Here is a 22899-nt window from a genome sequence, read left to right on the forward strand (position 1 = left end):
GCAAGCTCAGTAAAATGTCAGAAACTCAATTCCCCTTTCAATAAGCATATCAATCCCCTCCCTCCCCTGCATCACCCTCTTATGACCCGGCATGATGTATTCCGCCTCAAGAGACCTTATCCTTTCAAGAGACCTTATCATTTGCTTCCTATCACTGCCATAAACGTCGAACCTCCCAACAACACCCCCTTCAAAAATCAGATCACCGGTTATGGCAATCCCAAACTCCTGAAGATAGAACGTGAGGCTTCCGGGTGAGTGACCGGGAGTTCTTATTACCTCTATCTCCGTGTTGCCCACTACAAAAGTCCTACCAAGCTTCAGGTCTGATGAAAAGCTGAACTGGCTTACCTCCCTGTCCCTCTCATCAAATCCCAAAAGCGCCCCTTTCCCCATGAACATGACGTTGCTCTCACAGTGATCTCTATGCAGGTGTGTGTTGAACACGAAATCGACCCTCTCAATTCCATCATTTCTCATTAAACCGAAAAGGTTTGTATAGCTTTTGAAGGTGCCCGGATCGATCAGAACACATTCATCATCTCTGATGATGTAGCAGTTTGATGAGTCGTAAAATGCTCTACCCCAGGTGTAGGCATAAACTTTGTCGAAGAGTCTCATAAACGGACTTGTTTTGAGCGGTTAAGTTTTTTGTGATTCGGTTACCCGAAAATTTTTTAAGTAAAAGAAAAATCATTTAGAATATGGATATCGAAAAAGCCGCCAGAGACCTCGGTGCTGATGTGTTCGGGGTTGCGGACCTGGACTATGTGAGAGGCTACGAAACCTACCCGAAAACCCTCCTGGATGGGTTCGATTACGGAATAACAATAGGGGTAAAGCTTCCCGACACTGTGTTCGATGGTCTTCCAGAATCGAGGCCGATTTATTCGAGGGAATACGTTGTGGCCAACGACATTCTGGACAATATTGCATTCAGACTGAGCAGATTCATTGAAAAAATGGGTTACAGAGCATTACCGATTCCGGCATCGAAGATCATAAGTAAGCTGTACTGGAGGAGCTACATCTCCCACAAAGCCATTGCCAGAGCTGCAGGAGTGGGATGGGTGGGAAGGAATCTGCTGCTGATCACGCCAGAATTTGGACCCAGAGTAAGGCTTGCAAGCATTCTGACGGACATGCCCCTTGAGGCTGGAAAACCTCTAAGGAACAGGTGCGGGGTGTGCAGAGAATGCATTGAGAACTGCATAGTTGGTGCCCTAAAATACTCGGATTTTGCGGATTATCCCTCTTCAAGAGAGGACGTATTCGACGTGGATACGTGCGCATCAAAGCTCCAGGAGTTTGCGGCCGATCCGAACATCGGAACTATGGTTTGCGGGATATGCATAAAGGTGTGTCCGTGGGGAAAAAAGAATAAAGTGCGGAAAGAAGTTAGAGCATGAAGGAGGAGATTGCCAAAAAGGTTAGGGACTGGCTGGTAGAGGAGGGTATTTACAAGGACAAGATTGCAGACGAAAACGCAGACTTTCACTTTCTTGCTGAGGTTCCCCCAAATTCAAGGCAGTTCATAGATGTCATCTTTCCCAAAAACAGGGAGGATATGCTGGTGATAGCTTCGGGTATAAAGCTGAGCGATGATCATTATCGATCCGTTATGAGCCTTGGCGATGCGAAGAGGGAGGAACTGCTATGGGAAATAAGATTCAAAATTCTATTTCTTGAGACCGGCTTCCAAATTTTACCAAATGCTAGAGATCCGCAGCTCTTTCAGTTTACAAGGGAGATATACTTCGACGGGCTTAACAAGAACCTTTTTATGGATGCCATAAGGCAGGTGCACAAATGCAAGCTCTTCATAATCTGGATGATGCAGAGAAGCTTTGGCGGTCATGAGGGTTCGGATTTGATAATGTATCGTTAATTTGTTAATTTTTAAATCAAAAAGTTCATATAGTCTGAATTCCTGTTGCCCCTATGGAATTCGGAACGGTTGCACCTACATTTCCGCCAATAAGTGACATGCCTAAGACTGTAAAGAGGATGGAGGAAAAAGGTTATGCAGCGATATGGGTAGCTGACCATCTGATGGGCTGGTATCCTCACGACCTGTGGAAGGAGACAATTTTTGCAATGCGCTATCCCTCATGTCACATGTTCTACGATGCATTCTGCGAGATATGCTACGCTGCTCCTGCGACGGAGAAGATAAAGTTTGGAGTTAGCGTTACTGAGGTGTTCAGAAGGCATCCTGCAGTGCTTTTGCAGCAGGCGGTAACAGCAGATCATGCAACAAACGGCAGGTTCATCCTTGGTATTGGTGCCGGAGAGGCTGAGAACATAGTGCCGTACGGTATAGATTTTGAAAAGCCTGTTGCAAGACTTGAGGAGGCAGTTGAGATCATGAAGCTCATGCTCAACAGCGATTACGGTGAGACGATAAACTACGAGGGTAAGTTTTACAGGCTTGAAGATGCAGTTTTTGATATTAAGCCTGTGGGAGAGATGCCGTTCTGGTTTGGTGCTCACGGGAACAGAATGTTGAAACTAACAGCAAAGCACGGGGATGGGTGGTTGCCGACAACTCTACCGCCCCAATCTTATGCAGAGAGAGCGGAGAAGCTCGAAAAGTATGCAAAGGAATTTGGCAGGGATCCAGATGATATAACCAAAGCTATTTTTGTTAGTTTGATAGTGGACGAGAAGGCTGAGGAGGTTGAAAGGCTTTTGCAATCGCCAATCCTGAAAGTGCATGCTTTGCTTGTCCCTTCCGAATTCTACGAAGCTCTCGGTTACAAACACCCGTTCGGCAAGTTCTACGGCCTGCTTGACTACATCCCAACGAAGTACACCAAGGAGCAGATAATGGAGGCGGTAAAACAAGTGCCGGATGAGATCATGAGAGTTGCGTACATTGCAGGAACACCGGAAGACATAGTTCAGCAGTTCGAGCAATACGCTAAGGTAGGGGTTGAGCACATCGTCATCTGGAACCTTACGTATTTCGGAGACGTCAGTAAAATAAAGACATCCTACACACTGGTTGATGAGATAATGAGTCACTTTTAGCGGGAAAGTTTTTATTGCCCTTACACCTTTTTTTAGATTATGACCTTAGTTGAGGATGCGAGGAAAGGCAGTGTGGATGAATTCGTTAAAAAAGCTGCTGAGTATGAGAGAGTAGAGGTTGAAAAACTCATCAGGCTGATTTCTCACGGTTATTTAGTACTCCCAAGGAATGTGGGGAGAGGGAATATAGAGCCGAGAGCCATAGGTATGTTCGCATCCACAAAGGTTAACGCTAACATAGGCACTTCGGCGGATTATGTAAATGTTGAAGAGGAGATCGAGAAGGCAATTGTTGCCCAAAAAGCTGGAGCAGATGCTGTTATGGATTTGTCCTCCGGTGGCAATCTGGACGAGATAAGGAAGAAGATAATGAAGGTCGTGAATGTGCCGTTCGGCACCGTTCCAGTATATCAGGCTGCGAGGGATTGTAGCAAGGTTATCGACATGGACGAGGATGACTTCTTCAGGGTTGTGGAAAGGCAGGCAAAGGATGGAGTTGACTTCATGACGATACACTCCGGGGTTAACTGGGTTAGTGTGGAAAGGTTGAAAAGGTCAAACAGACTGCTCGGTGTTGTCAGCAGAGGCGGGGCGATAATCATCGGCTGGATGCTCCACAATGAAAAGGAGAACCCCTACTACAAGGATTTCGACTACCTTCTTGAAATTTTAAAGGAATATGACGTTACGATCAGCCTCGGAGATGCATTCAGGCCGGGATGCATACATGATGCCGGAGACAGGGCGAAATACACCGAGTTCATAATGCTCGGCGAGCTCGTCGAGAAATGCAGGGCAGCAGGAGTGCAGTGCATGGTTGAGGGGCCGGGACATGTGCCTCTCGACCAGATTGAAACTTCCGTCAGGGCAATGAAGAGTGTTACCGACAACGCTCCCCTTTACCTTCTCGGTCCTCTTGTAACTGACATTGCCGCCGGATACGACCACATCGCTGCTGCGATAGGTGCTGCGATAGCCGGGATGGCAGGGGCGGATTTCATCTGTTACGTCACACCTTCAGAGCATCTCGCTTTGCCGACGGTTGAGGATGTGAGGGAAGGGGTTATAGCTGCCAAGATCGCTGCTCACGCCATAGATCTGATAAAAGAGGGACAGAGGGACAGGGCAAGGAGGAGAGATTACGAAATGTCTGTAGCCAGAAAAAATCTTGACTGGGAGAGGCAGTTCGAACTGTCAATCGATCCGGAGAGGGCGAGAGAGGTGTATGGTAGAAGAAGGTCGGAAAGTGATGCATGCAGCATGTGCGGAGATTTGTGTGCGATTAAGCTTGTTAAGGAGGCTTTTGAGCATAATTGAGTTTTTTACTCTGTACACATGCAGTATTTTAACAGTTAGTAAAACTTTTATATGTCATGAAGTGACATTAACAGAGTTATACTCTGTTTAGCTATAGCAGTTGGTATAGCGGGTGCGGAGCAAATGAACGAGTCTTGTATCGATGATTGCCAAGTGTGGCCTTCTGTGCATCCCACAGCGTTCGTCCATTCTACCCCTCCAAACTGAGATGTTGCCGTCCGCTTTGATGCTGCAAACTTTGGGCCGGTTTATGCTTTCAGACAGCAATTATCCGTGGGAGAGAGCAGATATGCGAGTCTTGATGATTCTGATAGCATGGCTGAGTGGATTCCGTACTGCTACACAGGTTAATCTGGGAGTAAAATGTAAGGAGCTTGATCCGGAGAAAACCGGCTGTATGTGCTATCATGGTGTGATTTTCGCTGCAATACCTCATGGCTGGCATGTTGAGAGGAAGAAGGTTGACGAGAACAAATACCACCTGCTCGTGGGGGGAGTTTCGGAGGCTGACTGCTATTACCCAGACCACGGATACGTCAGGGGGAGATTGGCTCAACCCTGACAGCGGGTGGGGGATTACCGGGGTTAACGATTGCAGATACAAGGTGGACAAGAACGGTGGCAGGCCCGCTTACTGTGAAGTAAATGATACGGCAGTCAGATTTGCATCCGGAAGCGGATGCATAGGGTGCTGTGTCTGCGAGGATTCGGGGTATGTGTGGGTGAATGTGACTGTCGAGAAAGGAAAACCAGAGTTGACTGGCTATGAAGTGAAGAACCTATGGGAGAAGTCTCTAAAGAGTATGGTTGCAGACAGTACAATTGATCCCCTATTAGCTTTAAAGACAATAATTGGAAATCCATATCCGATATGGGTCAGGATGAACTCATCGTTTTCAAACCACGTATCTATTAGAGAAGTGAAATACACTACTACACAATATGAGCCGTTTACTTTCAGACAAACTATTGATGCGATGTCAGTAGGAGGAGGTAAATACACAGCAAACGTTTATTTTAGAAATTTAGGAGTAGCACTAAGTCTGTTTCTTGGCACATTTTTTGGTGTGGAACTATGGTTCATCACAACGCCAGATGTATACTGGACAGAAATAAGTGCCTACGATTTCTTAGGGCTCGAACATAAATTTACCATTAACGAGAGATTACCAACCCTTGAAGATGCCGCCCAAGGTTACCAGATAAAAGGAAACTACTACATAGCAGTCTGGTTTGCTCCATTTGGCTCTGATAGAATAGATGTTCTGATCACAGACCCAGCAGGGAGAAACATCGGAACAATCATAACAAATAATGAATCCAAAATACTCAATGAGATACCAAACTCTACTCTACTACCAGATGTTGAGGTGAACGAATCGCAGATGATGCTTGGTTTAGCAATCATTCCAAATCCGTTGCCGGGAGAATATGTTATGACAGTTTATGGAAAAGAAGAGGCAAACTACACCTTACAAACAATCTGGTGGAACAATGGCAATTTAACTGATAAAACAACAATAAATGATAGCATTGAGAAGGGAGAAGTTAAAACGATCAAGAAAAGAGTAGGTAAAGAAGTTAGGGTTGATGTAATACCGCCAATCATCCACAAGTGTCTTAAACATGGTTACATGATGACATTCGTGGAACTACCTGAAGGAGAACTTAACGAATCATCAATCAAGCTTAACTATGCGGTGTCTCCAGTGAAAGTTAAAGTTATTGAGTTTGAAAAACAATTCAAAAAGCTAAAGCTGCCAAAGCATAAGTTCAAGAAACGCATACTGATGGCAATGTTCAAAGTTAGAGATGTCATAAATGTGCTCAGTTGCGGGAGGAATGAAGTTACCGTCAGTGGAGCGACAAACAAAACTCAATTTTATGGTAAAGATACGGTAAGGCTGATATGTCGGTGAGGGAGTTTCTGAGGTTGGAGAGGAGGAAAGTTGTGATAGCTCTGATTATGCCAAGTGTTCACTGGATCGTCATAGAATATATTATCAACTATCTGCATGCAGTTCTCAGTGGCGGTGTACTGCTATCAATTTATCATCCGCCTGAGACATATATTCTTTTTTCTTTATTTTTGATAATTTTTTCACCATTATACTACCCGTTTGCGTGTTCCTTGGTGGTGTTGTGGGATTACAAAAGACGTAAAATTATGCTCAACACAAAAACAAAAGTACTCGTAGCTCTGGGCTTTATTTTCTTCAATCCAATCAGTATTAAATTCATGCTCGTGATGGCAATTTGGATTCAGGTTCACTATTTCAGTAAGGAGGATTTCATAAAGTTTCTATTTTAGCCATACAAAATTGACGATACTCCGAAATCAAGTCAGATATAAAAAGAGTTGAGAGCGCTCCAAAGCTTTTTGATCTTAGCTCCCACCAGTGAATCTCCCGATTAGACCGAAACTTCCCATTACCCACTCTATCTTAAAGCGATTTTACTTAGATGTTCTGTCCGTACTTCTCCAGAATCTCGGCAAATGCATTGAGAACGTAATCCACCTCCTCCCTACTCAACCCATAAGTTGAAAGCTTGAAGTACCTCGTCAATCCGGGCTTTATGCCGTGTATCCTTCTCGCCTTAAGTTCTCTGTAAAGAAAGAACCTCCCCTTTTTTACCTTCTTCGATATTTCGTAAAGGTTCTCCGCATGGAAGAACATCAGATCGTGGTTGTGAGGCTTATCCCCGAGCTGTTTTATTCCCATCTCCTCCATTTTGCTGGCGAAGTATCTCGCCTTCTCCACCTCTCCGTCCCATCTCTTAATCCTTTCTTTCACATGAGGAAAGGAGGCCATCAGTGTTATTATCGTTGCACCTCTCGCTGTGCATCCAAGAAGCTCTAACTCCTTGTTCCTGTATTTCTCGGATCTTCTCAGAACGATCTTTGCCCAGTCTTCTCTCATACCCAGGACGCCAATTGGTCCACTCGCTGCCATGCTCTTGTGCCCGCTACCAACCACGAAGTCCGCATTAATCTTTCTCAGACTTACAGGCATCCTTCCTATGGCGTAAGCGGCATTGACGAGTAAAGGTACCCCGTATTCCTCGCATATCTTAGCAATACTCACAACATCGGGTAGATTTCCGTAATTACCGTCAGGATAAGTTATTAGGGCCAGGACAATCTCTCCTTTTTTCTTAGTCTCCTCCAGCGTTTTGGCAAAATTCTCGGGAGTTATTCTGTACTCGGGATAGTCTGTTTTAGGAACCAGAGCGATGTTCAACCCGGCCCTCTCAGCAGCAACGTAGCTTGAGTAGTGTGCATTCTCATCCATTACAATCCATCCATCCTTCCTCGCCAGAGAGTGCATGACCGCAAACTTCGCTTCCCTGGCACCGTTCGTAACTCTCGCCACATCGCAGTCCAAAAACTCGGGTAGTTGATGGTGTACGAAGTCAAATATGGGTGGAGTTTTTATCTCGTCAAGCCTGCCGGTTGTGCAGAAGTCACAGACGCTGTAACCGTCTCCCCATTCAGCCAAAGCCTTTCTTGCCTCTTCGGTGAGTTTCCCTCCTGTCTGCAGGGGATCGATGTTTATGAAATCTTTGGTGTCCCTCTTGAACATACACCACAAAACTGCCTGGAAGTTAATAAAGTTTTAGCAGGTAAGATGAACAGCAAGCAGAACTCTTTTACCGCTCCTCAGCAACTTGTTGTAGAGTTCAACCGCTTTCCCACTTTCAGATATAACGACCTCTGCGCCCAAATCCCTCAGTGCCTCAACAACATGCCTGTCAACTTTAACCCTCCCGTTCGCACCCGTTCCGAAAATAACGATTTCAGGCTCAGCTTTGATGATATCTTCAATATCCTCCAGAACAACTCTGTGTCCCTCTTTTCTCCACCAGTCTGGTTTAATGAAGTTTGCACCGACAATAACATCATTTGTGTAGTCCTTTCCTCCAATTCTGATTCTGCCAAATGAATAAGCTTCAACTTCCATAAAGATAGTCTCGACCGGACATTAATTTACTTTTTTCCACAATAAAAAAAGTTACATAATCTCCTTCTCCACATCATGGACACAACAATGGCAAAAGAGGCTGCTGTTAATCCGCCTGCTGTAAACTCTGGGATCGGTTCTGCACTTCTTCAATTAATTACCGCCCTGCCAAAACCAACCCCAAATTCGGCATTCGAACCCAGTTCCCACCGGACACGACGATGTTGAAGTTCATAACGGTTGAATCGTACTCTATTGACGGGCTGTTTTCAGGGTTTACGGTACGAGGAGAGTTCAACAGTTTCCGTGTTTCTGTAACACCCGGAAGTCTCTGGGCAGGGATGAGAAATTCAGCACAACTGGTGGAATGGTCGGTTGCCAGAGTACCTGAGGCCTGAGGAAAGGTAATCAATTGCAACAATAGTTCCTTACACCTTGAGTCTGATTGTTGTGTACGGTTATCCTGAATCCGGCCATATCACCAACATCCACATTCAGATCGCTCACCCACTACTATTGCCATAATAACCTGCTCTTGGCGGCTATAACTTCGAGTATGATCTTCGCAGCAAGAGTCTGCGTAACCCCGCTTTGGTCGGGCACCACCTCCACAATATCAAAGGCCACAACTTTTTCTGCCACACCCTCAAAAAACCTTATGAAGTCAATTGGGGCAATTCCAAACGGTTCTGGGGTTGAAACACCCGGGGCGTATGAGGGGTCAAAAACATCAACATCAAGAGAAAGATAGATCCTGTCGTATCTTTCAACCATCCTAACTGCCTCTTTAACGTCAAAATCCCAGGAATGTAACCATTTTATCCCGTTACTCCTTGCAAACTCCTTCTCCGCCTTTGTTCCACTCCTAACACCAAAAATTACCGCATCCATCCCTTCCTCAAAAATTCTCCTGACGGTGCAGGCGTGATTGTAGCGAGAACCATCAAATTCATCCCTCAGATCGAAGTGTGCATCGAAGGCAACGTAAAGACAGTTCCTGAACTTACCAGTCGCTGCAAAGCTCACAGTGTGCTCTCCACCAATAGCAACTGGAAATCCTCCTACATTGTTCAAAAATTCTTCAGTTCTGTGAATTATCTCCTCAAAACTTCCGTCACAGTTGATATTTCCTGCATCACAAATCTTAACTAACTCCAATTCCACATCAAAAAGATTGGAATAGGATTCGAGATTCCAGCTCGCCTCCCGTATCGCATTGGGAGCAAACCTCGATCCGGGCCTGAAAGACTGAGATGCATCAAATGGAATTCCATAAATAATGTATTCAGCATTTTCAAAATTTGAATTTGAGATTGAGAAATATGAGTCTATGTGCATTATGCCATTCTTTCAATTTTTCTTTTGCCGAGAGATTCCAGGTACATCACGTCTTTTCCCGGCTCTATTCTGTCCTTGAGTTCATCGGGAATCTCAAGCTCAAAGGTCTCGTACGTTTCAAGATCCATGAGCTGCGCAACATCGCCTGTTATGCTGATCACCTGTGCCCTTTTCCTTTCCACAATAGGGACGTAAATCTTTGCGGTCACCGGTTGCACTATGCTCCTCTTCTGAGAATCAAAAATCCCTATGGCATCAATTCTTGCCTTCGCAGCACCGTGCTTTCCGGGTTTGCTCACCGAAATGCTGAGAATTTCGCATGGTTCATCGTCAATAACAACATATCCTCCCTCTCTAAGCTGTCTGACCTCAACCTGCTGCCTCATACTCAACCCCCCTGCAGCCTTCTTTTGCGTAAATTTAAATCTTTCTGATATCAATTTTTAGTCTGGTATTTCGGTTCATCTCGGAGGGCAGGCATCTTTATATACATACCAAAAATAGTAACTTCATGTCCCTCAGAAAGGTCAGACGGATATTCTTGTTCTACTCAATGATCCTTTCAGGCATGTTCACGATTTTTACTGGATTTGTTCTTTACTTCTGGCCAAGAGGGCCAAGATCGGGCCAGCTTATTTTCCTTGGATTCCAGAAGCAGTTCTGGCAGGATGTACATACATACGTCGCCCTAGCCGGCGTGATTCTCATAACCCTCCATATTCTGGAGAACAGGAATTGTGTTAAGATGTACGTTAGGGAGACTCTTAAAGGCTAACCATCTCAATTGCGTGTTCCACAGCTTTTTCCACACTCTTCCCGGGCTTAATCGTCATCACAGGTATGTCTACAAGCTTTTCTGCAAGACTGCTGAGGATGGGGGCACAGACAATCGCCCTTGCCCCATCTTTTTCGGCCCTCACAATCGCAACAATCGCATCCTCCAGCGTTGAGGTGGGGTAGACTCTAACCCTCTCATCAACTCTCACGTCCTCAAGTACATACCTGGCGGCGATTAAAGCTATAAAGTCCCTTCTGTCATACAGGGCCGAAAAAATCTTCGCCAGTGTGTCATATCTTGGCTTGTAGCCATTGAGTATCTTGTAGAGTGTTGATTTGGGCAATCCAGCCTTTTTTGAGAACTCGGCTGGAGTTATCCCTTTCTCTGCAAGCAATTTTCTCAGGCAATCTCCAAAATTCTCCCCCCTCGCTATGCATTCTGCCAATCTTGCGCTCATAACCACAATAGAACATTAGAAAATAAAATTTTTCTCTTTTGGTTAGTTTTAAATTCTGATCAGAAAGGTTATTAACAAATGCCGGTTACCTGGGCATATGAGACGTATTGCAGCGCTGGCCCTGCTCGTTGGGCTGCTAATCGCCGGATGCCAGCAACCAGAGGTAACTAAGCATGAACAGGGGAAGATAAAGGTTGTAACGATGTCCCCCAGAGATATGGTTGAGCAATTGAAGCTTGGCCAGATTGACGCATTTGTTGCATGGGAACCCTTTGTTAGCGAAGCTGTAATTCATGGTTACGGAAAAATCATCGCCACCTCGAAGGATATCTGGCCGAATCACCCATGTTGCGTGGTTGCAGCAGCAAAAAACACGGACAGAAAAGTACTGATAGCGCTGGTGTGGGCACATGTAAAGGCAACGAGATTTATAAATTCGGAAGAGAACAGGGAAAAGGTTCTTGAGTACGCTTCTCAATTCACCGGGAAGAGCAAAGAAGTGGTTGAGGAGGCTATGAAAAGGATAAAATTCGTAGAATTTCCGGACAAGGATGAGTTTGTGAAGTACTATGAGGGGCTCAGGAATGGTGGGTATCTTACAAAAACGCCCGAAGAGCTGGGGTACAGAAGTGAGAAGGAATTTTTATCTGATTTTCTGTATGAGGATATTTACAACTACGTTGTTTCCAAGCTGAAGGAGAATGAAAGCTGGGTACCCGAAAAGGTTAACAGGAAGGTGAGGATCGGGTACCTTACTGCTGATCTTCATCAGCTTGCCTTCTATGTTGCCTTGAAAGAGGGTTACTACGATAAGGTTGGTTTGAAGGTTGAGGCAAAGGAATTTGCAAACGGAGTACAGGAGATGGAGGGTTTTAAGAACGGTGAAATAGATGCGGGTTATCTTGGCGGCGCTCCCGCAACACTTAAGAGGGTCAACGATAACATTAGGATAAGCGTGATAGCTGGAGCCAATGCAGAGGGTTCAGCGATAGTTGCCAGAGATGCAAACAGCATTCAGGATTTAGCCGGTAAAAAAGTTGCTATTCCTGGATTTGGAACTGTACAGGACTTTTTGCTTAGAATAGCAGCCGAAAAAGCAGGACTGGGAATAACAACATGAGACTTAAAAGTGCTGCCCTGCTCATTCTGATCTGGTACGGAATTTCATTGTTTACCGAGCTACCGTATCCACATGATGTAGCGGAAACGTTCTTTTATCTTCTGATCCATCCAGAACCTGTTCTCGGAAAAACGCTGATTGAGCATGCTTTTGCGAGTCTTTTGAGGGTTGTCCTTGCCTCGAGCATCGCATTCAGCATCGCAGTTCCTCTGGGAATAATCACTGGATGGAACAGGAATGCTGGAGAATTGCTGATTCCGGCAATTGAGGCTCTTCGTCCCATACCCCCTCTCGCATGGATTCCACTGGCATACATAATTTTCTCTCCGTTCCCGAATACGGTTCAGGTGGCCCAAATTTTCATAGTCTTTGTGGGTGCCTTTTTCCCATGCCTAATTTCGGTTCTGGATTACGCCAGAAACACTCCAGAGGAGCTTCTGGAAATGGCTAAGGCTTTTGGGGCTGACAACAGATTGATCCTGAGAGAGATAGTTATTCCACACTCCCTGCAGGGTATTATGACGGGCATCAGGATTGGAATGGGGGTTGGATGGATGAGCATAATCGCTGCGGAGATGATCGCCACATCCGGGGAGGGGCTTGGATACTTTATACTGATAATGTATCAGGTTGGGGGAAGGACTGCGGAAATCGTTGCCGGAATGGCGATGATAGGCATAATAGGATATCTTATGAACTGGATTCTTGTGAAAACTGAAAGGGTAGTGATGCCATGGCGCTGATCGTTGAGGGTTTGAAAAAATCGTTCGGAAGTCTCAAAGTTCTCAATGGTGTCAGTTTTTTGGTTGAAGAAGGAGAGTTTATCTGTCTTTTGGGCGAAAGCGGTTGTGGAAAGACCACAATTCTGAAAATTATCGCCGGACTGGAGGAGGCCGATGAGGGAAACATAATTTTTGAAGGTGGAAGTAGAATCGGATTCGTCTTCCAGGACGACAGACTTTTACCTTGGAGAACTGTATACGGAAACATTCTATTTGCGTTGAAGGCCGCTGGAACTGGAGGCAGCGTTGAAGACATAATCAACCTTGTTGGTCTCAGAGGATTCGAGAATTATTATCCAAAGCAACTCAGCGGTGGAATGAAGCAGAAAGTTGGAATAGCAAGAGCTCTCGCTGTAAATCCAGATGTGCTGTTGATGGATGAGCCATTTGCCAGCCTTGATGCAAGAACGAGAGAAAGAATGCAGGAGGAACTTTTGAAAATTGTGAGCGGGAAAAGTGTAATTTTTGTCACGCACAGCATTGATGAGGCCATTTATCTGGCAGACAAAATTGTCGTACTGTCTCCACGCCCTTCCAGAGTTGTCAGAACAATTGAAATAGAAATGTCAAAACCCAGAGACAGAAACTCGGAGGAATTTGTTGAACTGAGGAGAGAAATTTACGAAATTTTAAAGAGTTGAAGAAAAAACATGGTTTATGAAAAAAATCATTCCATTGGCAATTCTCATTCTACTGGTCGCTTCAGCTCAGAACACATATTTGATGATTTCTGGAAATAAAGGTGAATGCTTCGTTTCCGTTGCAGAAGGTGATACGTTCACGGTGTCTTTTATCCATTCTGTAGAGCTTTCGAAAGAGATCGATTTTTTCAAAATTGTGAGCGGATCCATAAAGCTGGAGAAAACTCTTGTCAAATCTTCAGGATGGGGGTTACCAAGTACCGAGAAAAACTTTTCAATAGCAAGTTATAAGGGGGAGGAATGGTTTGAGTATAAAATAGAAAGGGACATCGGTACTTTGAAAATATCCACAAGCCCTGTTAACGATTACCGGCTTGAAATTGGCGCTTTGAACATTTCACTTGGAGGGTTTGGTAGAGATATCGAAGTGAAAATCGTGAGGCTGAATCCTGCCATGGCCATGTTAGGGAGGTGCTGGAATGAATGAGGTTGACGTGACCGAGCTTGAGAAAAAATTTTTACACGAGAGAGAACTCAGGGGAAAGTACGCTATCGTTGTATCGGTGATAGCAATCGTTTTCTCAACATTTCACGTTATTAACGGCTCCTTTACTGGTTTGCTGCAGCATGACGTTGTGAAATCGATTCATCTGGCATTTGCAATTGCACTCTCATTTCTCGTCTTTCCAAAAACAAAGAAGAAGGTTGAGAAGAGAATTCCCGTATACGATTTTATACTTGCTGCGGTAGGGTTTTATGTGGCATTCTACCTGGCAATGAACTATACGGAGATACTTTACAGAGCTGCTGTTGGCTTCACACCTTACGACTTTTTTATCGCATTTCTTGCCGTAATTTTTGTTCTCGAGTCGACGAGAAGGGTTGTGAATCCCGCCCTTGTTGCGGTTGCAATTGCTTTCATACTCTACGCCAAATTCGGCTCCGGCCTTCCGGGGGCACTTTCACACCCGAATTATGACTGGAAACAGATACTCGAACACCTGTATTTCACAAAAGAGGGGATTTTTGGAACTCCTATTGCCGTTTCGTCAAGTTTCGTCGTTCTGTTTATAATATTTGGCGCATTTCTGGAGAAATCCGGGGCGGGAAAATTCTTCATTGATCTCGCCTACTCACTCACCGGATGGATGGTTGGTGGGCCAGCTAAAGCTGCAGTTTTGTCCTCAGCCCTCATGGGAACGATATCGGGGAGTTCTGTTGCGAACACCGTTACAACAGGGGCATTCACAATTCCACTGATGAAGAGGGTCGGATACAAGCCAGAATTTGCCGGAGCTGTGGAGCCAGCAGCATCAACCGGCGGACAGATAATGCCTCCAATAATGGGTGCTGCCGCATTCATAATGGCTGAATTCGTGGGAATGCCATACATCAGCATTGTTTACGCAGCAATAATCCCCGCTTTTCTCTACTTCTTCGGCGTTTTCTCTGCAGTTGATCTCGAAGCGAGGAAGGAGAATCTGAGAGGGATAAGGAGGGAGGAGTTGCCATCTCCTTTTCGCGTTCTCAAAGAGGGATGGTACTACCTGGTACCTCTTTTCGTTATAATTTACCTGCTTGTTAAAGGTTACACCCCAATTCTCGCTGCAGTTTTCTCGATCTACACGGTTGTAGCGATAATGGTTCTCGAACCCCTCATCAAGAATGTGAGGAGTGAAGAAAAAATCCCATTTAAAGTTGTGATAAGGGGTATTGCACTGAACATCCTGGCGGCACTTGAACACGGAGGGAGAAGTGCTGTTGCTGTCGCAATGGCATGCGCTTCCGCCGGCATCATTGTGGGAATTGTGACACTGACGGGACTGGGATTCAAAATTGCGGCATCTGCCATAGCAATTTCTCACGGATATTTACTCATCATTCTGGTTTTAACCATGCTTGTTTCTCTTGTTCTCGGAATGGGTGTTCCGACCACTGCCAACTACATAATAACAAGCACAATTGCTGCCCCGGCGATAATCACGTTCATGGCGCAGGGATACGGCATGTCTGTCAGGGACTTTTTAAGTGCCTACCCTGAACTCGTTTTGCCGGCACACATGTTTGTGTTCTACTTTGGCGTTGCCGCTGATTTAACACCTCCGGTCGCCCTCGCAGCCTATGCTGGTTCAGCCATAGCCGGCAGCGATCCGTGGAAAACCGGTATTAATGCTGTCAAAATTGGTATCGGAAAGTATCTTGTGCCGTATCTATTCATTTTTTCACCGGTTCTTCTTTTAATCGGTATCAGGACGTTTGATGATGTCGTTTACCTCCTAACCCTTCTGGCATCCATAATGCTGGGGATCACAGCAGTCAATGCCGGAACAATTGGAAATCTGATCAAACCACTATCAAAGCCCCTGAGACTTGTTGCCCTGATTTCTGGCTTGCTACTTCTAGCTCCAAACTATATGATAAAAATTGCTGGCCTTGCCATTTTTATGGGAATAATTATAAATCAGAAATACAGTGTATATAATGGGTGATATGATGAAAAAAATTTGGCCGATCTTGCTGCTTCTTTTTGGAGCTATTTTTCTACTTGGCTGCACCCAGGAGGGGAAACCTGCAGCGCCCACAGCCACAACCGCTGCTGAGGTAAGAGAGGTAACAATTTTGACCGGGGGCTCGGCAGGAACCTACTATCCAATTGGAGGTGCGATGGCACAGGTAATAACGGAGTACGCCCCCGGAATAAAAGCGACGGCGGTAACAAGCGGCGCCTCCGTCGTCAATGCCAGAAAAGTGGGCACACTTGAAGCAGAATTTGGTCTGATGCAGAACGATGTAGCATATTATGCCTACAACGGAATTGAGATGTTCAAGGACGCAAAGCAGGACAGGTTAAGGGGTGTCGCAACCCTGTATCCCGAAATAATCCAGATTGTTACGCTCAGGGAAAATAACATCAAGACCGTCTACGATCTGAAAGGGAAGAAGGTGGCAGTTGGAGCTCCGGGTTCAGGAACTGCTGTTGATGCATTGCAAATTCTGAAGGCTGCAGGAATCGACGAATCCAACGCGGAAATAAGATATCTTAATTTCAAGGAGGTTTCAGATGCTCTCAAAGACAGAACTATCGATGCAGGCTTCATCGTTGCTGGAATACCTACGGCTGCTGTGAGTGATATCGCAGCAGTGAGAGATGTCACAATAGTTGAAGTCCCTGATGAGATATACCAGAAACTCAAGCAGGACTATCCCTTCTACACCCAGGTGACGATTCCGGCAGGCACGTACAAGGGCCTGGATGGAGACGTTAAAACCGTAGCTGTTCTTGCAATGCTAGCCACCAATGCTGACCTTCCTGAAGACTTGGTTTACGAGGTGACAAAATCCATATTTGAGCATAGAGACGTGCTTGAAGCTGCCCACAAAAGAGCTGCTGATATAACACTTGAAACTGCGCTGGAGGGCATGTCCATTCCACTACATCCCGGAGCTGAGAAATACTACAAAGAGAAGGGTTTACTCCAGTAATTTTTACATTTTTGGCCTGAATGGAATTATATCGGCCATTGTAATCAAACCCGGTTTTGACCCGACAGCAAATTCTGTAAGATTGACGATCACGGAAGCAGTACCAAGATCTCCTTTTGTTCCGGTGCTTCTCCATTTTACCGGGTTATCCCCCTCAATCACGATCTCTTCGTACTCCTCTGCACCGACGTAAGAGTGAAATTCGACCCTTATCTTTTCCACACCGCCCTTTACTGCAGATCCAAATCCCCTCATGCCGACAACAGTATCGTTTTTTACAACAAATTCCTGCCCCTCTTTCACGTCGTCAGGCACAAAACCCATGGATTTTGCAATGAGGAGTACGGACTCAGCGTATCCGACATGCCCTGTAATTTCCCCGTTTCTGAGCTTTTTCTCTGCATCCTCTAAACTCAGACCAATTCCAATTTTCCTCTGGAATGATTCTCTTCTCTTCATCGCATCAATGCTTCTGACGGCCATAACTCGGCCAACTTCAGTGGACGTTGCGGAGAGGGTTACGATCAGGGAGTCCAGAAGAAACCCGGGGTTAATCCCGGAACCAAGAATGGTTTTTCCACATTCCATCGCCAGTACATCAAGCTTCTCGGAAAGTGCGGGATAGCGATAGTAGGGAAAGCTCAGAGTTTCACAAGTGCTGATCACGTTAAACCCCTTTTCAAGGCACTCCTTAATCTGGAGATAAATTTCATCAAGATAAGAGCCTGTGCAGAGAAAGGCAACGTCACCCTCAAATTCGAGCTCAGTTTTTATAATACCCTCAGATTTTATGCCAAAATCTTTCAGACGTTTCCCAACAAGCTGCGGGTCGACATCTACCGCTCCGACAACATTATAACCTTTTTTAACGCAGCATTCTGCAATGAGTCTTCCGATTGGGCCAAATCCATAGATAACAACGTCCATAAAAAAAATTGAAAGAAGGGTTATTAACTTTACTTAAACTTTTTAATCCACATGAAGTTTTGGTTTCATGCTTCCCGCTAAATACTCACCAAAAGATGTGGAATCTGAAATTTTCAGATTCTGGGAGGATAATGCCATATACAAAAAGGTAAAAGAGAGAGGAGAGAGAAAATTTTACTTTGTTGATGGGCCTCCTTACACCACAGGCAGAATTCATCTTGGAACGGCCTGGAATAAAGTACTGAAGGACACGATTCTGAGATACAAAAGGATGAAGGGCTTTGCCCCAACAGACACACCGGGCTGGGATATGCACGGACTGCCTATCGAAGTTAAAGTCGAACAGGAGCTCGGGTTCAGGACGAAAAGAGACATAGAAAGCTTTGGGATCGACAGATTCATCAAGAAGTGTATGGACTATGCTTTGAAAAACAAGGATGCCATGACCGAGCAATTCAAAAATCTGGCCGTCTGGATGGACTGGGAAAATCCGTACATGACGATCAAGGCGGAGTACATGAATGCAGCGTGGTTTGCGATTAAAAGAGCCTACGAGAGAGGGCTGCTTGAAAGGAAGAAAATGGTCGTCAACTGGTGCTACCGCTGTGAGACCGCTTTGGCGGATGCTGAAGTTGAGTATTGGGATGAGGAGGATCCATCAATATACGTCAAATTCCCGGTTAAGGGTGAAAGGGATACCTACATAGTAATCTGGACCACAACGCCATGGACATTACCAGCAAACATGGCCGTGGCAGTCCACCCATCCCTCGAGTATGCGAAGGTTAAGGCGGTGAGAAACGGAAAAGTCGAATACCTAATTCTGGCAAAGGAGCTTGCGGATAGCATCCTCGGTAAGGGGGACTACGATAGATGGGAGATTGTGGAAACATATTTAGGAGAAGACCTTGAAGGTCTGGAATATGAGCATCCGCTTGCAGATGAGGTTCCGGTGCAGAGGAGCTGGAGCCATCAGGTCTATCAGGCTGAATTCGTCACAGCAGAAAACACTGGCTGTGTCCACATCGCACCCGGACACGGTGTTGAGGACTACGAGCTTGGAGTGGAAAAGGGGCTGGAAATTTTCAATCCTGTAGATGACAGGGGAATGTATACGGAGAAAGCCGGAAAATATGCTGGAAAGCACGTTAAAGAGGCCAACGATGACATCATAGATGACCTCTACAGAAAAGATCTGCTCCTTGCCGAGGAAAAGATCGTCCACAGATACGGGCATTGCTGGCGCTGCAAGACGCCGATAATCTACAGGGCGACGGAACAGTGGTTTATAAAGATTTCAGAGCTCAAAGAGGAAATGATGCGCGAAATTGATAAGGTTAAGTGGATTCCGGAATGGGCGGGAAGTGCAAGGTTCAAGGACTGGGTGAGCAACGCCAAGGACTGGTGTATCAGCAGACAGAGGTACTGGGGAATTCCGATTCCAGTGTGGATCTGCGAAAACTGCGGGGAAATGAAGGTTATCGGAAGCATTGAGGAAGTGCCATGGGAGAACGATCTGGATCTGCACAGGCCAAAAATTGACCACGTGACCTTTAAATGCAATTGTGGAGGAGAGATGAGAAGGGTTCCAGACGTTTTCGATGTATGGTTTGACAGTGGAGTTGCAAGCTGGGGTAGCATCGCCTATCCGCTAAAAAAAGATGAGTTTGAAGATTTGTGGCCAGCAGATTTCATAACTGAAGGGCATGACCAAACGAGAGGATGGTTCTACTCACAGCTTGGTAGCTCAGTGGTTTGCTTCGACAGAGCACCTTACAGAGCAGTTCTGATGCACGGTTTCACCCTTGACGATCAGGGGAGGAAAATGAGCAAAAGCCTCGGCAATGTGGTTGAGCCCGAGGAAGTTGTTGAGCAAATCGGGGTTGACGGGTTCAGGCTTTACGTCCTCTACTCAGCCCCATGGGAGGACCTGAAATTTAGCTGGGAGGAGGCGAGGAATATAAACAGGATGCTGAACGTTGTGTGGAATGCCATAAGGTTCGCCTATACCTACATGAACCTCGACGGCTACAGGTTTAACAACGAGCAGGGAGAGCTGAAGATTGAAGACAGGTGGATTCTATCGAGACTGGAAAGCTTCTGCAGGGACGCAAATGAGGCCATGGAGGAGTACCACATACACAGAGTTGTGAGAGCATTCTTTGATTTCTTTGTTGAGGACTTCAGCAGATGGTACATCCAGCTCATCAGACCGAGAGTTTGGGAAGAAAGGGATTCACCGTCAAAGATTGCCGCATATTACACGATGTTCAGGGTAATAGACAGGTCCCTCAGAATTATTGCCCCATTTGCACCCATGCTGGCGGAATGGTTCTACCAGCACGTCATCAAGAACTTCAGGGATGGAGAGGAATCGATCTTTCTCGAAAGATATCCTGAAGTTGAGGCAGAGCTGATAGACACAGAACTGGAAGCTGCCATGAAGGTTGCAAAGGATGTTGTTGAAGCGGCAAGTAACGCAAGGAACAAGGCAAAGAGAAAGCTCAGATGGCCTCTAAGAGAGATTGTCGTAGAGACGGACAGCGAGAAAGTTAAGAAGGCGATTGAAATGCTGAGGGATATCCTACTAAGCCAGTGCAACGTGAAGGATGTTAGAGTCGTGGAGGAGTTTGAGAAAGAAATCGAGATCAAGCCAAACTACAGATACATTGGACCACTGCTTAAAGATAAGGCCGGAGAATTTGCGAGGTACGTTGCATCTCTTAAGGAAGTTCCGGAGAAAATCGTGTTTGAAGGTGAGGAAATCGACGCAAAGGAGGCAATAGTTGTAGAATACAGACTTCCTGAGGGATATGAATATGCAGAGTTCCCGGGTGGAATTGTTTACATTTACAAGGAGCTTGATGATGAGCTGATGAAAGAAGCATACGCCAGAGAGCTTGTGAGGAGAATACAGGAAATGCGGAAGGAGCTCGACCTTGATGTGGAGGAGTTTATTGAGACAGGTGTGGAAATGGACAGAGAGCTCGTAAGGGGCTTCGAAGAGTACATAAAGAGAGAAACAAGGTCTGAGAGACTCGAGTTCGGCAAGGCTGAAGGATACGTCAGGGAATGGGATATAGAGGGGCATAAAGTCATAATCGGTATAAGGAGGCTGCAGTGAGATAATTTTAAATATTTTAAATATATCTTATAATGAACAGAAAAACTGACCAACCTGAATCATAGTGGAAGACTACGTTCTGAGGAAAATCTTACTTCTCTGGGGATTTCGGGAGCATTCAGGCCTTCTTCATCACCCTGACGAACTTTCTGTACCACTCGAACTCCCTTGGCGTAACAAGGTGTATCTCGAAGGGTGCGAAGACGTCTATCTCCTTCATCACTGCACCCCTTATCCTCGCCCGCTCATGCTGGCTTGCAGGCATGTTTTCAGAAACGATGAGTATGTCTATATCACTTGCCGGAGTGTGGCGATGATCAACAACAGAGCCGAACACGTAAACTTCAGCGTCGCCAAGCAGAGTTTTAACCTTATCTTTTATCAGTCTGGCGTAATGCATGTAGTTCTCGAAGTACTTTTTTCCTCCTCCGCCACTTCTCTAACAGCATCCATCAGCTTCATAGTCCATCAACAAGCGACCTTATTCGCTTTGCTAGGTTCAGCATGTTCTCAACTTCCCTCCCTTATTTCGTCGACTTTATCCGCAACCTTCCCTATCTCCTTCAGCAGCCTTTCTATCGAATGCGTTTTCGGATAATCTCCGGCGAGAAGAAAGAGTTTGTTTCTGAGGTACAGCTCGACAGATTGCTGGATGTTGAAGGCTGCGAGGTCGAGAACACCTTTCGATAGCAGATATTCTCCATTCTCCAGCTCAACCCTCTCTTTGAGTATTTCCACCTCTTCGAAGCTCATTATGTTCAACTTTTTCAGAAGTACAGTTAGCGTTTTTGGCGATTTGCTGCAAGTTTCTTCGTTTGATGTGCTATTTATATATTAAACTTTTAAAAATATAAACCATAGGTAGCAAAAAACTTAAGTTACGTTATGGCAAGTCAATGACGGCGGTGGTATGGCAGGATGGAGAAAACTTGTAAGCTTGCTGCTAGTGCTGGTGATGGTTGGAAACATGATGCCGGTGATGGCCTATTAGATAAACGATGGGAAGAAAATAAAAATCCAGAGTGCGGCAAATGAATTGGTATCCAAGGAGAACAGTGTGTTGAGTAAAATAAAAATCAAAAAAGTATCCCTACACAGCAGGCCAGAAAACTGGCGATTATCCTGCATGAAAAATCGAAAAAGGCCATTCATGAATCGGTAAGAAGATTAGGGAGCCGACATGGTATGGATCCCAGTACGACTTGTCGCTGAATAAAGTTGAAGCTGCAACGCTCCTAGGACCAGGCGGTTATGGTAGCGCGTCAGCCTGGGGATGGGTAGGCAAATCGTTCTATGTGAGTGGAATCGGTACAAAGCCTGCAAATATAATCATGAGAGGCCATATCTACGGACTCACGAGTGCTGTTGCTGGGGGCAATAGCAATGTCGAGATAAACTTGGTTGTCTACGATGCTACGGCAGATGCAAGATATTCGACTACCATATATCAGAAATCCGAAGGAGGAATTGGCTGGACAGGGGTTGACAGAGATTTCAGCAGCGGAATTTCTGTCAATTTACAGGGCGGCCACACCTACATAGTGTACATTGAGGTTATAACGAGCGGAGCAGTTTACGGTGCTGGAGAAGCTGGATCGGATTTTGGAAGATTGACGGTGACTATCTGGGTGAGGGGGCGTGGTTCTACAGCATTACGATTGATTTTTAAATTTTTATCGAGGTGAAACCTTATGTCTGAGAACATCAGGGCAATAGAAATAGTCGGAAAGGTTTTGATTCTCGTACCCACATTCATCGCACTCATACTGCTCATCTATGCGAATATAACCGGTAAAAGCGTTAGTGCTGGTGGTTCGGGATTCTGCATTGGCACGATCATAGTATGCGGACTGGTGTTGGTCGTTTACGCTGCTGTGAAAGAGTTTCATGAAAATGCAAAGGGCAGATAAAGTGTGAAATCAAATAAGCTCCTTTTC

At 45.5% G+C, this 22899-nt stretch carries 26 protein-coding genes; 17 read left to right on the plus strand and 9 right to left on the minus strand.

The genetic code is table 11. The features are described 5' to 3' along the window. Window positions 1-6: 6 nt before the first annotated feature. A complete protein-coding gene (locus JFQ59_RS02340; protein ID WP_202318812.1) occupies window positions 7-621 on the minus strand; it encodes an MBL fold metallo-hydrolase in 615 nt (204 codons plus the stop codon). A gap of 83 nt (window positions 622-704) precedes the next feature. Between JFQ59_RS02340 and JFQ59_RS02345 the strand changes: the two genes are divergently transcribed. The 7 genes from JFQ59_RS02345 (at window position 705) to JFQ59_RS02375 (ending at window position 6661) form a co-directional block, all read left to right on the plus strand. After that, a complete protein-coding gene (locus JFQ59_RS02345; protein ID WP_230972232.1) occupies window positions 705-1409 on the plus strand; it encodes a 4Fe-4S double cluster binding domain-containing protein in 705 nt (234 codons plus the stop codon). Then, window positions 1406-1888: a DUF2299 domain-containing protein gene (locus tag JFQ59_RS02350; RefSeq protein WP_202318813.1), complete on the plus strand. Its 483-nt coding sequence runs from the start codon at window positions 1406-1408 to the stop codon at window positions 1886-1888. The genes JFQ59_RS02345 and JFQ59_RS02350 overlap by 4 nt, the downstream gene beginning before the upstream one ends. A gap of 53 nt (window positions 1889-1941) precedes the next feature. Further along, window positions 1942-3033: an LLM class flavin-dependent oxidoreductase gene (locus tag JFQ59_RS02355; RefSeq protein ID WP_202318814.1), complete on the plus strand. Its 1092-nt coding sequence runs from the start codon at window positions 1942-1944 to the stop codon at window positions 3031-3033. Window positions 3034-3072: 39 nt separating this feature from the next. After that, on the plus strand, window positions 3073-4350 hold the full coding sequence (gene thiC / locus JFQ59_RS02360) for a phosphomethylpyrimidine synthase (RefSeq protein ID WP_202318815.1): 1278 nt from the start codon (window positions 3073-3075) through the stop codon (window positions 4348-4350). 289 nt (window positions 4351-4639) lie between these two features. After that, window positions 4640-4912, plus strand: a complete 273-nt coding sequence (locus JFQ59_RS02365) for a hypothetical protein (protein ID WP_202318816.1) — start codon at window positions 4640-4642, stop codon at window positions 4910-4912. Between the two features lie 160 nt (window positions 4913-5072). Next, a complete protein-coding gene (locus JFQ59_RS02370; protein ID WP_202318817.1) occupies window positions 5073-6269 on the plus strand; it encodes a hypothetical protein in 1197 nt (398 codons plus the stop codon). Beyond that, window positions 6260-6661: a hypothetical protein gene (locus JFQ59_RS02375; RefSeq protein WP_202318818.1), complete on the plus strand. Its 402-nt coding sequence runs from the start codon at window positions 6260-6262 to the stop codon at window positions 6659-6661. The genes JFQ59_RS02370 and JFQ59_RS02375 overlap by 10 nt, the downstream gene beginning before the upstream one ends. A gap of 148 nt (window positions 6662-6809) precedes the next feature. Here the strand turns inward: JFQ59_RS02375 and pscS are convergent, their stop codons facing one another. The 4 genes from pscS to eif5A form a co-directional block, all read right to left on the minus strand. After that, the gene (gene pscS / locus JFQ59_RS02380; protein ID WP_202318819.1) at window positions 6810-7934 is read right to left on the minus strand and encodes an O-phospho-L-seryl-tRNA:Cys-tRNA synthase; all 1125 of its coding nucleotides are present in this window, start codon (window positions 7932-7934) and stop codon (window positions 6810-6812) included. 33 nt (window positions 7935-7967) lie between these two features. Beyond that, a complete protein-coding gene (locus JFQ59_RS02385) occupies window positions 7968-8312 on the minus strand; it encodes an Mth938-like domain-containing protein (RefSeq protein ID WP_202318820.1) in 345 nt (114 codons plus the stop codon). A gap of 513 nt (window positions 8313-8825) precedes the next feature. Then, a complete protein-coding gene (gene speB / locus JFQ59_RS02390) occupies window positions 8826-9650 on the minus strand; it encodes an agmatinase (protein ID WP_202318821.1) in 825 nt (274 codons plus the stop codon). Beyond that, on the minus strand, window positions 9650-10036 hold the full coding sequence (gene eif5A / locus JFQ59_RS02395; protein WP_202318822.1) for a translation initiation factor IF-5A: 387 nt from the start codon (window positions 10034-10036) through the stop codon (window positions 9650-9652). Before eif5A ends, speB begins: the two co-directional genes overlap by 1 nt. 125 nt (window positions 10037-10161) lie before the next feature. Between eif5A and JFQ59_RS02400 the strand changes: the two genes are divergently transcribed. Further along, window positions 10162-10425, plus strand: a complete 264-nt coding sequence (locus tag JFQ59_RS02400) for a DUF4405 domain-containing protein (RefSeq protein WP_202318823.1) — start codon at window positions 10162-10164, stop codon at window positions 10423-10425. Here the strand turns inward: JFQ59_RS02400 and JFQ59_RS02405 are convergent. Then, a complete protein-coding gene (locus JFQ59_RS02405; protein ID WP_202318824.1) occupies window positions 10415-10885 on the minus strand; it encodes a helix-turn-helix domain-containing protein in 471 nt (156 codons plus the stop codon). The two genes, JFQ59_RS02400 and JFQ59_RS02405, sit on opposite strands and share 11 nt — an antisense overlap. A 97-nt stretch (window positions 10886-10982) precedes the next feature. On the opposite strand from JFQ59_RS02405, the gene JFQ59_RS02410 reads away from it, so the two are divergent. The 6 genes from JFQ59_RS02410 to JFQ59_RS02435 are packed head-to-tail and all read left to right on the plus strand — an operon-like array spanning window position 10983 to window position 16911. Further along, the gene (locus JFQ59_RS02410) at window positions 10983-12005 is read left to right on the plus strand and encodes an ABC transporter substrate-binding protein (protein ID WP_202318825.1); all 1023 of its coding nucleotides are present in this window, start codon (window positions 10983-10985) and stop codon (window positions 12003-12005) included. Then, window positions 12002-12748: an ABC transporter permease gene (locus JFQ59_RS02415; protein ID WP_202318826.1), complete on the plus strand. Its 747-nt coding sequence runs from the start codon at window positions 12002-12004 to the stop codon at window positions 12746-12748. The genes JFQ59_RS02410 and JFQ59_RS02415 overlap by 4 nt, the downstream gene beginning before the upstream one ends. Further along, complete coding sequence (locus tag JFQ59_RS02420) at window positions 12739-13428, plus strand: ABC transporter ATP-binding protein (RefSeq protein ID WP_202318827.1); 690 nt, start codon at window positions 12739-12741, stop codon at window positions 13426-13428. The genes JFQ59_RS02415 and JFQ59_RS02420 overlap by 10 nt, the downstream gene beginning before the upstream one ends. Before the next feature lie 16 nt (window positions 13429-13444). Beyond that, window positions 13445-13915: a DUF1850 domain-containing protein gene (locus JFQ59_RS02425; RefSeq protein ID WP_202318828.1), complete on the plus strand. Its 471-nt coding sequence runs from the start codon at window positions 13445-13447 to the stop codon at window positions 13913-13915. Next, entirely contained in the window at window positions 13908-15917 is a 2010-nt protein-coding gene (locus tag JFQ59_RS02430; protein WP_202318829.1) for a TRAP transporter permease, read from the plus strand. The genes JFQ59_RS02425 and JFQ59_RS02430 overlap by 8 nt, the downstream gene beginning before the upstream one ends. Before the next feature lie 4 nt (window positions 15918-15921). Then, a complete protein-coding gene (locus JFQ59_RS02435; RefSeq protein ID WP_202319000.1) occupies window positions 15922-16911 on the plus strand; it encodes a TAXI family TRAP transporter solute-binding subunit in 990 nt (329 codons plus the stop codon). Window positions 16912-16914: 3 nt separating this feature from the next. Here JFQ59_RS02435 and JFQ59_RS02440 read toward each other — a convergent pair whose 3' ends face one another. Continuing rightward, the gene (locus JFQ59_RS02440) at window positions 16915-17838 is read right to left on the minus strand and encodes a dihydrodipicolinate reductase (protein WP_202318830.1); all 924 of its coding nucleotides are present in this window, start codon (window positions 17836-17838) and stop codon (window positions 16915-16917) included. A gap of 67 nt (window positions 17839-17905) precedes the next feature. Here JFQ59_RS02440 and ileS point away from each other — a divergent pair, with 67 nt between their 5' ends. Beyond that, a complete protein-coding gene (gene ileS / locus JFQ59_RS02445) occupies window positions 17906-20962 on the plus strand; it encodes an isoleucine--tRNA ligase (RefSeq protein ID WP_202318831.1) in 3057 nt (1018 codons plus the stop codon). Window positions 20963-21080: 118 nt separating this feature from the next. On the opposite strand, the gene JFQ59_RS02450 is transcribed toward ileS, so the two are convergent. Both JFQ59_RS02450 and JFQ59_RS02455 read right to left on the minus strand, forming a co-directional pair. Beyond that, complete coding sequence (locus tag JFQ59_RS02450; RefSeq protein ID WP_230972234.1) at window positions 21081-21362, minus strand: nucleotidyltransferase domain-containing protein; 282 nt, start codon at window positions 21360-21362, stop codon at window positions 21081-21083. Between the two features lie 110 nt (window positions 21363-21472). Further along, window positions 21473-21715 carry a HEPN domain-containing protein gene (locus tag JFQ59_RS02455; protein ID WP_230972235.1) on the minus strand — a complete coding sequence of 81 codons (243 nt, stop codon included), beginning with the start codon at window positions 21713-21715 and terminating at the stop codon, window positions 21473-21475. A gap of 449 nt (window positions 21716-22164) precedes the next feature. On the opposite strand from JFQ59_RS02455, the gene JFQ59_RS02460 reads away from it, so the two are divergent. After that, window positions 22165-22647, plus strand: a complete 483-nt coding sequence (locus JFQ59_RS02460) for a hypothetical protein (protein ID WP_202318832.1) — start codon at window positions 22165-22167, stop codon at window positions 22645-22647. Between the two features lie 6 nt (window positions 22648-22653). After that, window positions 22654-22872 (plus strand): hypothetical protein, encoded by a 219-nt coding sequence (locus JFQ59_RS02465; protein WP_202318833.1) that lies wholly within the window; start codon window positions 22654-22656, stop codon window positions 22870-22872. Window positions 22873-22899: the final 27 nt, after the last annotated feature.

The sequence above is a fragment of the Archaeoglobus neptunius genome, from assembly GCF_016757965.1.
Taxonomy (GTDB): domain Archaea; phylum Halobacteriota; class Archaeoglobi; order Archaeoglobales; family Archaeoglobaceae; genus Archaeoglobus; species Archaeoglobus neptunius.

Coding starts and splice junctions, on each gene's coding strand:
- JFQ59_RS02375 (WP_202318818.1), top strand. CDS start 6,260: ATGTCGGTGAGGGAGTTTCTGAGGTTGGAGAGGAGGAAAGTTGTGATA.
- JFQ59_RS02415 (WP_202318826.1), top strand. CDS start 12,002: ATGAGACTTAAAAGTGCTGCCCTGCTCATTCTGATCTGGTACGGAATT.
- speB (WP_202318821.1), bottom strand. CDS start 9,650: ATGCACATAGACTCATATTTCTCAATCTCAAATTCAAATTTTGAAAAT.
- JFQ59_RS02345 (WP_230972232.1), top strand. CDS start 705: ATGGATATCGAAAAAGCCGCCAGAGACCTCGGTGCTGATGTGTTCGGG.
- JFQ59_RS02350 (WP_202318813.1), top strand. CDS start 1,406: ATGAAGGAGGAGATTGCCAAAAAGGTTAGGGACTGGCTGGTAGAGGAG.
- JFQ59_RS02435 (WP_202319000.1), top strand. CDS start 15,922: ATGAAAAAAATTTGGCCGATCTTGCTGCTTCTTTTTGGAGCTATTTTT.
- JFQ59_RS02420 (WP_202318827.1), top strand. CDS start 12,739: ATGGCGCTGATCGTTGAGGGTTTGAAAAAATCGTTCGGAAGTCTCAAA.
- JFQ59_RS02340 (WP_202318812.1), bottom strand. CDS start 621: ATGAGACTCTTCGACAAAGTTTATGCCTACACCTGGGGTAGAGCATTT.
- JFQ59_RS02410 (WP_202318825.1), top strand. CDS start 10,983: ATGAGACGTATTGCAGCGCTGGCCCTGCTCGTTGGGCTGCTAATCGCC.
- JFQ59_RS02450 (WP_230972234.1), bottom strand. CDS start 21,362: ATGCATTACGCCAGACTGATAAAAGATAAGGTTAAAACTCTGCTTGGC.
- pscS (WP_202318819.1), bottom strand. CDS start 7,934: ATGTTCAAGAGGGACACCAAAGATTTCATAAACATCGATCCCCTGCAG.
- JFQ59_RS02365 (WP_202318816.1), top strand. CDS start 4,640: ATGCGAGTCTTGATGATTCTGATAGCATGGCTGAGTGGATTCCGTACT.
- ileS (WP_202318831.1), top strand. CDS start 17,906: ATGCTTCCCGCTAAATACTCACCAAAAGATGTGGAATCTGAAATTTTC.
- JFQ59_RS02465 (WP_202318833.1), top strand. CDS start 22,654: ATGTCTGAGAACATCAGGGCAATAGAAATAGTCGGAAAGGTTTTGATT.
- JFQ59_RS02400 (WP_202318823.1), top strand. CDS start 10,162: ATGTCCCTCAGAAAGGTCAGACGGATATTCTTGTTCTACTCAATGATC.
- JFQ59_RS02385 (WP_202318820.1), bottom strand. CDS start 8,312: ATGGAAGTTGAAGCTTATTCATTTGGCAGAATCAGAATTGGAGGAAAG.
- eif5A (WP_202318822.1), bottom strand. CDS start 10,036: ATGAGGCAGCAGGTTGAGGTCAGACAGCTTAGAGAGGGAGGATATGTT.
- thiC (WP_202318815.1), top strand. CDS start 3,073: ATGACCTTAGTTGAGGATGCGAGGAAAGGCAGTGTGGATGAATTCGTT.
- JFQ59_RS02425 (WP_202318828.1), top strand. CDS start 13,445: ATGAAAAAAATCATTCCATTGGCAATTCTCATTCTACTGGTCGCTTCA.
- JFQ59_RS02405 (WP_202318824.1), bottom strand. CDS start 10,885: ATGAGCGCAAGATTGGCAGAATGCATAGCGAGGGGGGAGAATTTTGGA.
- JFQ59_RS02455 (WP_230972235.1), bottom strand. CDS start 21,715: ATGAGCTTCGAAGAGGTGGAAATACTCAAAGAGAGGGTTGAGCTGGAG.
- JFQ59_RS02440 (WP_202318830.1), bottom strand. CDS start 17,838: ATGGACGTTGTTATCTATGGATTTGGCCCAATCGGAAGACTCATTGCA.
- JFQ59_RS02430 (WP_202318829.1), top strand. CDS start 13,908: ATGAATGAGGTTGACGTGACCGAGCTTGAGAAAAAATTTTTACACGAG.
- JFQ59_RS02355 (WP_202318814.1), top strand. CDS start 1,942: ATGGAATTCGGAACGGTTGCACCTACATTTCCGCCAATAAGTGACATG.